This is a genomic window from Flavobacterium sp. DG1-102-2, assembly GCF_033042555.1.
Lineage (GTDB): Bacteria > Bacteroidota > Bacteroidia > Flavobacteriales > Flavobacteriaceae > Flavobacterium.
In genome coordinates this window covers 63,495-76,024 of sequence record NZ_JAWLIK010000015.1, presented here as the reverse complement: position 1 = coordinate 76,024, position 12,530 = coordinate 63,495, and the positions used below count along the sequence as shown (strand labels likewise).

Below are 12,530 nucleotides of genomic sequence, written 5' to 3'. Positions count from 1 at the left end.
TAGAAAAAGAAGAATTGCGCACGGTTGCAACTATGGAAATAGTCAACCTGATCACAAATAATAATGACACTATTGTCACCGAAGTTATTGATGAAAGTATTGATGTTATGTCGGGATATCTTTTTCAGTATTTTGATACTGATGTGATATTTTCCCGTACTGGTGATGACAGAAATAAGACCGTTCTAAAGCATCTTAAAAACATAGTAATGTTTGAAGTTAGTATAAGGAGAAAATGCCCTATATCAAAGTATATAGAAGACGGTAAGAATGAAGCTTTGTTGTGGCTTGAAAAAGTGTCAGAAGGCAAAATTAAGCCTCCACTTCCGATTAGGATGACCGATAGCAACGGTGACGGCACGCCTGATACACCTGCAACCTTTATGAAGACAGGTAGCAACAAAAAATATAGTAATCATTGGTAGTATGAGTGATTTAAGGGAACTACAAAGAATGCTTGACAGGGCTGCACGGGAATTGCCTAACACTGTTACTACCATCATTGAAGTTGAAGGGCTTAATTTCATTCAAAAGAACTTCGAAGATCAGGGTTATAATGATACAGGTCTTGAGGAATGGGAAGAACGTAAAACGGCTGATGATCGCGGAAGGGATATTACCAGGTACAGGACTAATAGAGTTGGCAGACAGGGTAATCTTAACCGCTATGGGAGCAGGAATAAAGACAGGGCCATCTTAACCGGGCATGAAACGGGCGGCAATAAATTAAGGAACTCAATAAGGGCACGTAAGACAAAGAATGCCGTCAGGTTCTTTACTTCAAAGGAATATGCCCAACGCCATAATGAGGGCTTAGATGGCATGCCACAACGCCAGTTTATGGGTAAATCCAAGTATTTTGAAGATCAGATAAAAGCAAAATTAAAACGAACATTAGATAGAACTTTCAGATAATGCAATATACAACCACAAGTACAGTAAATTTTTCGGGTAATGCCGTTAAAAAAATTAGCCTAAAAGGTTCAGATGCAAAAGATATAAATAAAGTCACAAACTTTATGGTCGATGTAATACGCCGTCAACGCAGGTTATGGCGTAAAGAGCTCACCGATTGGCAGGCTTCACGCTATGCAAGGTATCAGGCCGAATTACCAAAAACTTACCCAATGCAGGAGGTATATGACGATGTTATGCTTGACGGTCATTTAACTGGTATTACGGGAAACAGGACTTTAAGAACTACCAATAAACATTATATTTTTGAGCTAAACCGAAAAAAAGATGATAAACTTACGGAGCTTATCAAAGATCAGGAATGGTTTGAATATACTATTAACCAAGCACATGAATCGGTTTATAGAGGCTACTCTTTGCTATGGGTGAAAGACTGGTCACCTGGTAATATCAAAGAAGTAGAATTAATTGATCGCGGTCTTGTAATACCTGAACATAAGATAATGCTTTACGATGTAAACGGTAATAAAGGAATTGATTATACAACCGTGCCGGATATTCTTTGGTATGCACAGTTTTATGACAATGTGGGGCTACTGGAAAAAGCAGCGGTTTACACAATTCTTAAACGCCATTCATGGGGCAGTTGGGATGAGTTTGAAGAACTTTTCGGCATTCCTATCCGTATTGCAAAAGTTGCATCCCAAAGCGAGACTGTAAAAAATGAAGTTGCCGGATGGCTTGAGGAAATGGGGTCAGCTCCATATGGTGTATTCCCTATGGGAACTGAAATTGATATAAAGGAAAACAGTAAAACGGATTCCTTCAACGTGTTTTACCAAAAGATTAAGGCGCTTGATTCAGAACTTTCGAAACTGGTATTACATCAGACAATGACTACCGAAAACGGTTCGTCTAAATCACAGGGTACAGTACATGAAAATACACTTGAGGAAGTAGTATTTGCCGATGAAAAGAAAATGCTGGCGTTCCTTAATAACCGTGTGGTACCTGCAATGAGGGCGTTAGGTTATAAAATACCTGAAGGCGCGAAAATTGCTGTTGAAAAGACCAAAGACCCAAACGAGCAAATTAAAGTTGATGGTGCGATATTAGGAGCCGGTTACGTATTAACCAAAAACTATATTGAGGAAACCTATGGCGTTGAAATAGAAAGTATGCCATCAGGTAAAACAGATGGTAATGAAACGGGAAAGCCTTAAGCCTGCTTAAACTATACTTCCGTACACAATGCTGTGATGACACACACGAACCAGTTAAGCTAAGTAAGGAAGATAATATTTTAAGCGGGCTTATTGAGGGCTATATACGACAGCTCTTTGATGACCGTAAAGTTTCAAAGGATAAGCAACAGGAGCTTTGGAAGTATTATAACGATACGCTATCAAAAGGGGTTGATATAGGCTATAGCCCGGATATCGAAATGTATGACCCTGAATTAGCACTCTCGTTAAAATATAATATAGCTGAACTTTCTGCCTTTAAAGAAACAAGCTTCAGGAAAGAACTTGAGAGAGCTCTCACTAAAAACGGCAAGGTTGTGCCCTGGTCTGATTTTAAGAAGACAGCCGATGAGTTGAACGTCGACTATAACAGGCGTTGGCTAAAGGCAGAATACAACCAAACCGTTGCAACGGCTAATATGGCTAATAAATGGCAGGATTATCAAGCAAACAAGTATTTATATCCAAATCTTAAATATCATACGGTAGGTGATGCAAGGGTAAGGGAAGCGCATAAAGCATGGAACGGCCTTGTACTTCCTATAGATCACCCATTTTGGAAAACGCATTGGCCTCCTGTCGATTGGGGATGCCGATGTACTGTAACCCAAACGGATGATGAAGTTACCCCGGATATACCAAGCTTGCAGGTAAAGGATGCATTTAAAAATAATGCTGCCTTAAGCGGTAAGATATTTGCCGAATTGCCATACAAGGAAGGCATGAGCGCCACGGAAATTAAAGAGGCTAATGAGAACCTGAAGGATTTTTTACAGGCTGAAGACACGCTTATAAAAACTAAAAATCCTAAAGTAAAAATAAGCATCACCGCCGATAGAAATGACTTAAGCCGTAATTACCAGGTAGCCGATATCTGTGCCAAAAAATTAAATATGGATTTCGTCATTAGATCGCATGTAGAGCTTAAAAAGCACACCAACCCTGAATACCTTATACTTAATAAGTTTTTAGGCGACAGGAAGTCTATAAAAGGCCTCAACAACATGCGTAAGATCATCGATGATGCTAAAGACCAAATGATGAATAAGGTTATCAATCCAAAACAAATACCGCATTATATCGTATGGGATTTGGATTTAATTGAAAAACTGGATATTGACCAGATAATTGACACGTTAAGGCGTAAAGTAACCCCCGAACGTGGAAGGACAATCCAAGGAATGATATTTCAGTACAAAGGAAAAGCTGTTCATCTTACGCGGGAGCAAATTGTAAACAGGGAATTTGAAGCCCTCACAAAGCTAAAATAACAAAGGCCTCTTATAAAAGAGGCCTTTGCTTTGGGCTGTCTTGGGTATTTCACCGCGACTGCATTTTTATATCGAATGATAGTAGTCTTGATTCTAAGTATGCAAATATAAGGTATTTAAATGAAGTTTAAAAGATACTTAACTGATTTTGCTTTGATGCCTGCGGCGGGTTATCATTGTAGATGCCTTCATAACTGATAATCGCATCTACCGTTCTTGGTGCTAAAAAAACCTTTTCCGCCACTTCGTCTAAAACTGCATCAATACGCCACTTTGGATTTTTCTTTTGAACATCATAAAATAACTTACGCACTTTGTTGTTTCGCTCTGTAAGTCTGTCTTTGCGTGTCATGTAGCAAAGATAAAATATTTTCTTAAAATATTACAAACCCTTTGTTAATTAGAAATCTTAAGATTTTTATAATATTTTTCGAACTCTGCAACGGTTTTAAAGGTATTATTCGTAACGTCAATATAAGGCTTACCCTTGTTAAAATAGAACTTTACAACGTCCTGACCTGTTAAAAGAGAAACATCAGATTTGCCTTTTGGGGCTTCAAAGTTCATTGACGTTTGCCAAAACTCCACAAAGAAAGAAATTACCCGGTCAGGGCTTCCAGTGATCTTAACTGATTGTATCGTGTAGATATCAGTAACCTTTACAACATTGTAAGAAATGGTAAGGCTTTGATTACCTGATTGCGATATTTTATCTGTATAGTGAACTGTATAAACACCGCCATCATGCATAAGCTTTGAATCATCCGTTTTACTTACGCCCATATTCATACGGTATGTTAGGAACTCACTGATGTTATTTGAAATGTAATTCATATCAAAGTAAGTCAACTGGCTTGTAAAGTCATAAGGGTCGCTTACTTTATTCTTAGCCGGATAATACGGCGATACATCTTGCCCCTGGCAAAACATGCCGGATAGTAGTAGTGTAAGGAGTAGTAATTTTTTCATGTTATTTATATAATTCTAAAATACTTTCATTAAAGTTTCCTTTTTTTATAAGTTCCTTAGTAATTGAGATTGTTGATAGAAAATCAAAATTATCCATTCCCAACGGTTTAACGCCATTCATTAAAAAAAAATTTAAGTGCCCAATAAATTTGAAATATTCTTTTATGTATTCTTGGTCATCTTTAAAGTATTTGTGTGTATACTGTATAGAGTGTGACCATGCTAATTCACCTTGACACTGATTCAAGATTTCATAATGTGGTTTATCTCTATTGTTGTTTATGAATTCAATCTTTGAAAAGCGTTTATAATTATCCATAGTCCATTTAATATGGACAAATATAGCGATATTTAAATGCTGATAAAATACCCATTAATGGGTATATCGCCTTGAGAATATTTTGTTAATATTTGCAAAGTGTAATAAAAAGTTGTAAATTAATTTTTACTTTATACATTTACCGATATTTATAAAAGCGATGAACTCAATTGAAATCATAATACATAAGGAAGCTGACGGCTCTGATATTGACATGGAAAACATGTCGGTTGAAGCCGCCAATATGGTTATTGAGTTATTGACTGCATTAAGAAATATAGCAACGTTTGAAGGAAACCCTGACATTACTGTAGGTTTGAAGGAAGGTAGCGTATGTCAGATGATTCAAGATCATGGTGCTGGCGCGGGGATTGATTCTATTAAGTCAAATTTTGTCAAAGTTTATCAAGGCAGTAATGAGCGTAGTAATGTCTATGTTAATAATTTGCGAGTTGTTCAAAAAGCATTAAGCTCCGAGTTAGATGTTGATATAAATTTTGTACGTGGTGCTCAAAAAGTTTCAGTAAAGAGATATTTTACTAAGCAATTTAAATTGCGAAAGGTAAGAGATGAGGTAGAACAAAATTTTCACGTTGAATTTTTTGATGCCAAATTAAAGCTTAATGGAGGTGATAAACCTAACTTCCATGTAGAAAGAGCACATAGTAAATTTACTGTAGATTGTACAGAGGAACAAGCAAGGAAAATCGGTTTGTACTTGTATCAGCAGGTTAAATTTAGTGCCTGGGCTTATGTGAAAAAAGACAAAATACAATATCAATTCTGCGACTTATATAATAATCTTGATAGAGATTATTATATTGAATTCAAGTCTTTTTTTCAAGCTCTTAACGCGGCGGCGGAAAATGATGCTATCAAATCGATTCATTATAAATTAAAAGATTTTTACAGTAATTATGAGTATAAAGAAGCCCGTAAGTTCATCAGGCTATTTTGCTATAAGACTGTTAATCCCAATTTTTTAATGTCTATTTTGATTATATCCAAAGCCTTTAAAGATAATGAAGACTTAAAAGATATGTTAGCAAAGGTTGAAGACATATTATCAAAAATTACTAAAAGACAGGTCTTATAATGATTTATAATTTAGATAAGATAGAGCCCCAAATTCATCGTCTTCGTGATTATGATTTAACTAAAAACTTTCTCGCTATTTCGATAATAACTAACGATTTGGGGATAGGAATACATAGTGGTATTATAGCTTGCCACAATTCTGAAGTTACCTATATGCATTTTACAGGTAAGATTAAACTACAGACTTTGGATATCTTCCCCGACAATATGTATATCAAAGAGCTTACTATATTTGACCGGGCATTGATAGGTTACTACAAAACTCAAATGGAGATTATCGCTCAAGAAGCGAATCCTATATACGGTGTAGTTTTTCAAGATTCGTTCTATAAAGCGGACGGAACTTATTATTCTGAAACGAATCTACCCGATATATGTACATGTGTAGGGTTTTGTGTAAACACCATAAGAGCTATGATGTACAATAACAGTGAGTATCTTCTATTGGATGATTGGGATGAAACCACATTACAGAGTATTGAAGATGATTTGCCTGGAATGGTTTTTAGCACATTGGAATATTTAGATCAACATGTGGGCGGAATCTCCGAGGATTTGAAAAACAGAATGGTTAAACGCATTAAGCCAAGCGAGCTTACAAGTTCAGCATATTTTGAGGCTATGCCAATCCCTAAGGTAAATGTAGATTATATAAACCCTACCGTGATGCAAGTTCTTCAAGTCAAACAATTTATATAACTAGAAAAGCCCCTGTATACGCAGGGGCTTTTTTGTTATGAGGCAAGAACCTCCTTTACTATGTTTTGCCAAGATGCTGAAAAACTGGTTGATTCCTGCCACTTTTCAAAAGTGATAGCGCGGGCTGTTACTACTGCATCTTCAATCTGAAGCCTATTACTACGTTTCATCACTATATCTTGCTTAAAGCTGTCTAAATCCTTATAAGCTTTGGTATTTTCTATCTGTTTTGTCATCATTTTAAATTTGGTTACATGTACAATTTTCGACAGGCTTTCTACAGCCTATACAATGGTTCTCCATTTGCCAACTGCGTGAAAATCCTTCGTAAATCGGCCACTTTCTACAGGTTGCGCATATTTCTGTTTTCTTTGTCATGTCAATATCTTAAATCTGTCCAGTGAATTATTTTTCCTTTATAGTCGCAATTGAAGTAGTTAAAAAAAGCCTCAACACCATCAAACCCGTCATTAATTGATAGTTTAATAATTTCTTCAATACCCAAGTTCCTACCATCAATTGTCACCGCAATCCAATCTACATAATGCGTTATTTCGATTTTCTGAATTCCTTTGCATTTGAATACTGGAGCAAACTGAAACTGATTTTTTGATCTATTGAAAACAACAAAGTGAATCAGGCTTCCGACCTTCCAACGATCTTTAGTGTCTTCCCTGATTGTATGATGCTTTGGTTTCGCATCATATAACTCATTAAAAGTTTCATGTCTATATCTTCCCGGTAGCCATTCGCCTAGAACCTCCTTTAATGAGGTAGCTATCTTTTCCATAAAGTACGTTGGCTTGCCGTTAAATTGGGTGCTAAATGGTAGTATCATAGCTTTCTATATAAAGTTTCAAGTATGCCATCAGTTGTTGTATAAATCAATCCAAGTGACAATGCCAAGGTTAACCATATTAAGAATAGTAGTAATACTACCGATATTCTAAAATCTTGTTTTTTCATATTACTTTGCTTTGTGCCACTCATCATCAAAGTAGCGTTGGTTAATGAAGGTTGAAAGGTGTGCTTTAGCAACTCCTGTACGGGTCAAGTATCTCAAATAAGCAGGAACGGCAAGAAAGCATTTGATTTTTTCGGCTTCTTTCAGTTTGTCAAAGAATTTTTGAGCCTGAAATTTTTTAACTTTGTTATCGTACATTTCCCATAGTACATCAAATGATAGTGAAGGTTCACCGATAACAATTTCAAAATTGTCCTTAAGGTTTTTTTGCCATTCTTTTACCTGATCTTCATAGAATGGGAATTTTAAACCAAGCCACTTAACCTGCACATCAGTAAGAATGCCATCGAGTATTTTAAATTCAGCTAAAACACCGTTTAAATGATATTTAAATTGCCAAACGTTAGGAGCGTTACGGCTTTTAATTGTATATGTAGTGTATAGTTCCATTTTTAAAGTTTTGGGTCAATCATTAGGCTAAGCTTCGAGCATATACTTTTTCTATATGGGTCAGTTTCGAGGGGTAAACGAGTTTCGAGCCATGCATTTACAGCGTAAGCCTCATGATATTTTAATGATATCTTATGCTTCTTTTTGGCATCAAACAATGTAGCCTTACGACTAAGAGCCTTGTACTTTGCTTCAAATTTGTCAGCAACGTCTATACATATACTCATCACTGTTTTTTTCTCACGTGTTATACTCATGAATATTGCCAGTGTACTTGAGCTATTAGAATGACCTGCGAGCTGTGCCATATATTGCAATTCATCGGCAGTAAGTTTTAACTCTACTTTCATCGGTAATCGGTTTCAGGTTCAGTTAATTGTTTACCACAACATGCGCAAAACTCCGCTGTAGTTTCACACGTTAATATTGCTTCAAGCGTTCTAAGAACTCGTGTAGGGTGCGTGCAAACTGTTTGCGCGTTATCACCATAGGTAGGGAACATATTAGCCATTAATGATCTCTTGAAAAACGTTCTTTTGCTTTACACCAGGTATCGCACTGGTTAGGGTCACAGCGTCTTTTACATTCAGGTAAACGAGCTAATTTGCTATCTTCTTTAACCTTTATAGGTTCATTACGTGCCTTTACGTTGGCAAAGAAATAGCCTAAAAAAAGGCATAGGCCATGTGAGATGACCAGTACAAGTATTAACTCTATGGTCATCCAATCAATATCAAAATATTTCATTGGGGTTATTTTTTGAACTTCTTATTTACCATTCCTTCAAGGGCACCGATGAACGCTTTAAGTTCTTTTTTAGGTTCCATTTCCTTTAAAGGTTTTTGCACCGGGCAAAGGTTGCTGTGCATCCATCTATTTAATTGGCTTAGGTCGGCTATTGTGCCTCTATCGCCTTGAGTTGACCATCCGTATTGTATGCAAAGGGAAAGTACATATCTGTGTCGGCTGTTGGTCTTATCAAACAATGCCCAATTATCTAATTCGAGGGGCTTTCTGTTAAGCTGAATTAGTATTCTATTAGCTTGGTCGAAAGTGAGATCGTTGCAGCTTCTTTTATCATTGCTGCCTGTGGCCCATTGTACAAATTCTTCCTTGATGTATTCAGGTTGTGCGTTAAGATGAATGAGCTGTTTTTGCTTCTTCGTTGCTGGTATCGTTAGTAGGTCTTGCATCGATTAAAAAGTCGTTTCTTAGTTTAGACACTGATTGTAATTTTACATCCGCATTATGCACCTCATTTTTTGCCCAATCTTTAGTAACATTGATGGCTTTTTCAACTGCTGCGGCTTCTGTTTTTGCAAGTACTACACCTTGCATAAAAAATGACATATAAGGCTTAGGAGGCATTACTTTAAGTTTAACCTGGTACACGTTATACTTGTTACTGTTTACTCTTACTTTCTTTTTTTCCATTTTTGGTGTTTTTTGATTAGCTCCGCCCCCCGTCTCGAACGGGGGAGAGTGCCACTACGGATTAGTCGTTTTAATTTGAATTTTGATGGATAAGCCCGCACCTGATCTTTTTATAGAAGGTATTCCAAGTTCTGTCAGGCCTGAAAGCTGAACATCATTTAATTCGCCTTCATAATTTACCGACACCATGTGAAAGCCGTGATGCTCTGCAATTGTCGGTTTGTGTACTGGAACATCTAAGATTTTCACAACCTTGTTAATGATTTCCTCTGTGTTGATTGTACTTTTCATTTTATTTGTTTTTAAATTAGAATCCGCTGAAACTATACCCCCGTTTGTATGATGCCTGAAAGCTTTTAATTCTTGAGCATCTAATGCTTCGGGTGCAACCCAATGTTGCTCCATATCTCTGTACACTGCTTTCCCGTTAACCGTGTAGGTTTTGTCTTTTTCTATTTCTTTAATTTCTATACTCATGATTACAGACTTGCAAAATTTAATATTATTGATTCCCATTTTCCGTCACCCGTCTTAACTTTGAACTCATAACCATAGCCTTTCAAATTGTTGCTATAGCTTTCTTTAATGAGCCTCAAGCCTTCTTTCCAACGGGCATCATCAAATTTATCTTCATGCTTTAGAAGCTCCATTACCTTGTTATATTCAAGGTCACCCGCGTGGTTTTTTTCGAGAAAGCCGATGAGTATTTCATATAGCTTAATATCCCTTTTTTTGATGGTGTCGCTTAGGAAGTCCTTTATTAGTTCAATAGCTTTTGTTGCGCGCTCATCCCATATAGGTTCAGTATCACGGCGGCGGGTAATTCTCATATCACCAACCTTGTTAGTGATTGAAAAACCGCCCTTACTTGTACTTCTTATAGCACCATATTCGGCAAGCGCTAAGGCTTTTTTATCCATTTCTATATGACAGTACTGTTTGAACTCTGAAAGCTCTTTAAACAGCGTTTTAGCGGTTGCCATTATCGAAATAACTTTTTCGTCGGTGTCCTTTTCGTAAGCTTGTTTTGCGGCCTCTAATCTGCCTTTCTCCTTTGCTTTCTTTTTCGCAAGTGCTGCCTCTATTTCTTCAATTGATAGATTTTCTAAAGTTTCTGTACTCATTATTTTTTGGTATTATATTTTATATCTAATTCTTTTTTGTCGTTTAACACCTTTTGATAATCCGGGTGATGCGGGTTGTTGATAAGCCAAAAATCAAGCTCATCCAGTTTGTTTTTAATCTGTGTTTTGGTCATTGTTAGTTATGTTCTACGGTTAATACTGATCTGCGTGCCTGCCTTAAGATAGGACCAGGGAAAATGCCGTTAATCATTGTTGTTACCCTGTGGTAATGCCTGTGTATCTCATCTTTGTCGGTTATTCCAAATTGTTCAACCTCGTTGACAAAAATTTCTTCGTAAGCGGGTAATTGCGTCATGTACCAGTTTAATAGTGACTGGTCAGACATTAATTTTTGTAGTTCCTTTTCTGATGCAGCTAACTCGTTGCACCACTCGAAAAACATGTTCATAAGAAGCATTTCATATACCTCTTTTGGAAATCCTAAAATTTGATAGATCGCTTTCATAGTGTTGATGTTTTAGTTATGCGATATCCGCCCAGTATTGTGCCGCCCCTTCGGGCCATATTATGTAAGGTTCCCCGCCGCCAAAACGGCTAACAGGAAACGCTTTGTAGCCTTCCACGCGGATTTTAATATCCGCATCATATCTTATGAAGCCTGCTAATGCTCCTTTAGGCAGTTTGCCCTCTGCATGGCTTATAAATATGAACAGTACATTATAAAATTCTTCTTTGAGTGCTTTATATTGGCTTTTAGTCAAATCAGCATATTGAACACTGTCAATAATTACCACACGTGGTGCCTGTTTTTTCCTTAGCCTTATTTTCAAATCTTCAATGCTTTCCCTGTCAAGTATGAGGAAGTTCTTTTTTACTTCCCGCATGTTATATTTGATTATCGCGTCATAAAGGGCTTTACTTGTTCCCATTTCAAGACTGTCAAATGCAACCTTAAAAATCATGGCAAGTATTTTTGCTGCTGCCATCGTCAAAGCAGTTTTTCCGCTTCCTGATTCGCCCCAAATAATCCAAACACCGGACGCTTCAGGCTTACCAATAAATCTTTCCCATACTTCAGGTAATGGTATTTCAAAGAACTTTTTATTTACAACATTGTCAACCGACCAAGCGCGTTTAACTGGCATTATTCAACCCCTTCTTTATAGCGTGAACTTTTCTTTCAACTCTGCGTAAATCCCCGTCACTATCACGGAAAATTACTTCAATAGCGTTTTTCTTTACCTTACCGCCTTTGCCGTCATCCGCCATTATTGTCAAATCTGTAGATACTCCATTTGCAACACATACTTGCATCACATCGGAAAAGCTTACATCAGGAAGTTCAATAAAGTTTCTACCTAAGCGGCTGTATATCTCGTTATATCCTTTTTTATTAAGTTGTAAGCCTTTCTTAATGCGTTTTTCAAGGAAGTTCGTGGCACACATCACAATACCGCAATGATTTTCAAGCTCATTGTATAAAGTGATAAAGAAGTAAAGAACCTGATCACTCAATTTATCAGCTTCATCAAGTATTATGACAGGCCTGTCTTTTTTCTTAAGTGTCTCTACCGCCTTTCTCATCATTTCCGCAACGGTTAGGCCTGAACTATCCTTACCCATCTTAGAAAGCAGCTCACTTAGAAAATATTTCCTATTCCAATATTCGGCACATTGTAACCTGAAGGCATCGGGGTTGTTTTCAAAAGCTTTCATAGCTGTAGTTTTTGATGAACCCGCTTTACCAATTACACCGAACACATTAGAATATAGTTGTGCATCCGTTAAAAGGCTGTTTAAAACCTTAAATGCGGAAGTTTCTACAATTTTCCATGCATCTGTATCACCTTCCCCGATTTGAGCCGCTACATTGCGCCACATTTCGTCTTTAATTAACTCCCACTTTCCATTAACCATTTGGCTGATGGTTGCAGCACTTACGCTTTTTAATGAATTGGCTGCTTTGTTTTGGCTTTCATACCTTGAGATATAAGTCTTTAGGCTGCTAACGATTTGGTCTTTCTCTAAATTTGTCATAGTTTTGGTAGTGTATCATCCGGTTAAGTTTCTCACGCTGCACCG

At 37.0% G+C, this 12,530-nt stretch carries 22 protein-coding genes; 6 read left to right on the top strand and 16 right to left on the bottom strand.

Annotation, left to right across the window (positions count from 1 at the left end):
- The first annotated feature begins 32 nt into the window (after positions 1 to 32).
- The 4 genes from R1T16_RS17435 to R1T16_RS17420 all read left to right on the top strand — a co-directional run bounded on the left by R1T16_RS17435 (position 33) and on the right by R1T16_RS17420 (position 3,430).
- The gene (locus R1T16_RS17435; RefSeq protein WP_411162041.1) at positions 33 to 425 is read left to right on the top strand and encodes a DUF1320 domain-containing protein; all 393 of its coding nucleotides are present in this window, start codon (positions 33 to 35) and stop codon (positions 423 to 425) included.
- Position 426: 1 nt separating this feature from the next.
- On the top strand, positions 427 to 915 hold the full coding sequence (locus R1T16_RS17430; protein ID WP_317502414.1) for a phage morphogenesis protein: 489 nt from the start codon (positions 427 to 429) through the stop codon (positions 913 to 915).
- Positions 915 to 2,138: a DUF935 family protein gene (locus tag R1T16_RS17425; RefSeq protein ID WP_317502413.1), complete on the top strand. Its 1,224-nt coding sequence runs from the start codon at positions 915 to 917 to the stop codon at positions 2,136 to 2,138. Before R1T16_RS17430 ends, R1T16_RS17425 begins: the two co-directional genes overlap by 1 nt.
- 221 nt (positions 2,139 to 2,359) lie before the next feature.
- Positions 2,360 to 3,430 carry a phage minor head protein gene (locus tag R1T16_RS17420; protein ID WP_317502412.1) on the top strand — a complete coding sequence of 357 codons (1,071 nt, stop codon included), beginning with the start codon at positions 2,360 to 2,362 and terminating at the stop codon, positions 3,428 to 3,430.
- Between the two features lie 127 nt (positions 3,431 to 3,557).
- Here R1T16_RS17420 and R1T16_RS17415 read toward each other — a convergent pair whose 3' ends face one another.
- Genes R1T16_RS17415 through R1T16_RS17405 form a run of 3 tightly spaced genes read right to left on the bottom strand, consistent with a single transcriptional unit; the run spans position 3,558 to position 4,718 of the window.
- Positions 3,558 to 3,782, bottom strand: a complete 225-nt coding sequence (locus tag R1T16_RS17415) for a hypothetical protein (RefSeq protein ID WP_317502411.1) — start codon at positions 3,780 to 3,782, stop codon at positions 3,558 to 3,560.
- Positions 3,783 to 3,826: 44 nt separating this feature from the next.
- Positions 3,827 to 4,399: a hypothetical protein gene (locus R1T16_RS17410; RefSeq protein WP_317502410.1), complete on the bottom strand. Its 573-nt coding sequence runs from the start codon at positions 4,397 to 4,399 to the stop codon at positions 3,827 to 3,829.
- Position 4,400: 1 nt separating this feature from the next.
- Positions 4,401 to 4,718 (bottom strand): hypothetical protein, encoded by a 318-nt coding sequence (locus R1T16_RS17405; RefSeq protein WP_317502409.1) that lies wholly within the window; start codon positions 4,716 to 4,718, stop codon positions 4,401 to 4,403.
- A gap of 160 nt (positions 4,719 to 4,878) precedes the next feature.
- Here R1T16_RS17405 and R1T16_RS17400 point away from each other — a divergent pair, with 160 nt between their 5' ends.
- Both R1T16_RS17400 and R1T16_RS17395 read left to right on the top strand, forming a co-directional pair.
- Positions 4,879 to 5,814, top strand: coding sequence for a hypothetical protein (locus R1T16_RS17400; protein WP_317502408.1), 936 nt, complete (start codon positions 4,879 to 4,881; stop codon positions 5,812 to 5,814).
- Positions 5,814 to 6,515, top strand: a complete 702-nt coding sequence (locus R1T16_RS17395; RefSeq protein WP_317502407.1) for a hypothetical protein — start codon at positions 5,814 to 5,816, stop codon at positions 6,513 to 6,515. The genes R1T16_RS17400 and R1T16_RS17395 overlap by 1 nt, the downstream gene beginning before the upstream one ends.
- Positions 6,516 to 6,550: 35 nt before the next feature.
- Here the strand turns inward: R1T16_RS17395 and R1T16_RS17390 are convergent, their stop codons facing one another.
- The 13 genes from R1T16_RS17390 to R1T16_RS17330 all read right to left on the bottom strand — a co-directional run bounded on the left by R1T16_RS17390 (position 6,551) and on the right by R1T16_RS17330 (position 12,485).
- The gene (locus R1T16_RS17390; RefSeq protein WP_317502406.1) at positions 6,551 to 6,754 is read right to left on the bottom strand and encodes a hypothetical protein; all 204 of its coding nucleotides are present in this window, start codon (positions 6,752 to 6,754) and stop codon (positions 6,551 to 6,553) included.
- Positions 6,755 to 6,894: 140 nt separating this feature from the next.
- Positions 6,895 to 7,305 carry a hypothetical protein gene (locus R1T16_RS17385; protein WP_317502405.1) on the bottom strand — a complete coding sequence of 137 codons (411 nt, stop codon included), beginning with the start codon at positions 7,303 to 7,305 and terminating at the stop codon, positions 6,895 to 6,897.
- A gap of 177 nt (positions 7,306 to 7,482) precedes the next feature.
- Positions 7,483 to 7,929: a hypothetical protein gene (locus tag R1T16_RS17380; RefSeq protein ID WP_317502404.1), complete on the bottom strand. Its 447-nt coding sequence runs from the start codon at positions 7,927 to 7,929 to the stop codon at positions 7,483 to 7,485.
- 2 nt (positions 7,930 to 7,931) lie between these two features.
- Positions 7,932 to 8,279 (bottom strand): hypothetical protein, encoded by a 348-nt coding sequence (locus R1T16_RS17375; protein ID WP_317502403.1) that lies wholly within the window; start codon positions 8,277 to 8,279, stop codon positions 7,932 to 7,934.
- Positions 8,280 to 8,439: 160 nt separating this feature from the next.
- Complete coding sequence (locus R1T16_RS17370) at positions 8,440 to 8,676, bottom strand: hypothetical protein (RefSeq protein WP_317502402.1); 237 nt, start codon at positions 8,674 to 8,676, stop codon at positions 8,440 to 8,442.
- 5 nt (positions 8,677 to 8,681) lie between these two features.
- A complete protein-coding gene (locus R1T16_RS17365) occupies positions 8,682 to 9,122 on the bottom strand; it encodes a hypothetical protein (protein WP_317502401.1) in 441 nt (146 codons plus the stop codon).
- On the bottom strand, positions 9,064 to 9,363 hold the full coding sequence (locus R1T16_RS17360; RefSeq protein WP_317502400.1) for a hypothetical protein: 300 nt from the start codon (positions 9,361 to 9,363) through the stop codon (positions 9,064 to 9,066). Before R1T16_RS17360 ends, R1T16_RS17365 begins: the two co-directional genes overlap by 59 nt.
- A 54-nt stretch (positions 9,364 to 9,417) precedes the next feature.
- Complete coding sequence (locus tag R1T16_RS17355) at positions 9,418 to 9,840, bottom strand: hypothetical protein (RefSeq protein WP_317502399.1); 423 nt, start codon at positions 9,838 to 9,840, stop codon at positions 9,418 to 9,420.
- Positions 9,841 to 9,842: 2 nt separating this feature from the next.
- Positions 9,843 to 10,487, bottom strand: coding sequence for a DUF3164 family protein (locus R1T16_RS17350; protein WP_317502398.1), 645 nt, complete (start codon positions 10,485 to 10,487; stop codon positions 9,843 to 9,845).
- A complete protein-coding gene (locus R1T16_RS17345) occupies positions 10,487 to 10,621 on the bottom strand; it encodes a hypothetical protein (RefSeq protein ID WP_317502397.1) in 135 nt (44 codons plus the stop codon). Before R1T16_RS17345 ends, R1T16_RS17350 begins: the two co-directional genes overlap by 1 nt.
- A gap of 2 nt (positions 10,622 to 10,623) precedes the next feature.
- A complete protein-coding gene (locus tag R1T16_RS17340; protein WP_317502396.1) occupies positions 10,624 to 10,953 on the bottom strand; it encodes a hypothetical protein in 330 nt (109 codons plus the stop codon).
- Between the two features lie 16 nt (positions 10,954 to 10,969).
- Entirely contained in the window at positions 10,970 to 11,593 is a 624-nt protein-coding gene (locus R1T16_RS17335; RefSeq protein WP_317502395.1) for an ATP-binding protein, read from the bottom strand.
- The gene (locus tag R1T16_RS17330; protein ID WP_317502394.1) at positions 11,583 to 12,485 is read right to left on the bottom strand and encodes an ATP-binding protein; all 903 of its coding nucleotides are present in this window, start codon (positions 12,483 to 12,485) and stop codon (positions 11,583 to 11,585) included. Before R1T16_RS17330 ends, R1T16_RS17335 begins: the two co-directional genes overlap by 11 nt.
- Between the last annotated feature and the right edge of the window lie 45 nt (positions 12,486 to 12,530).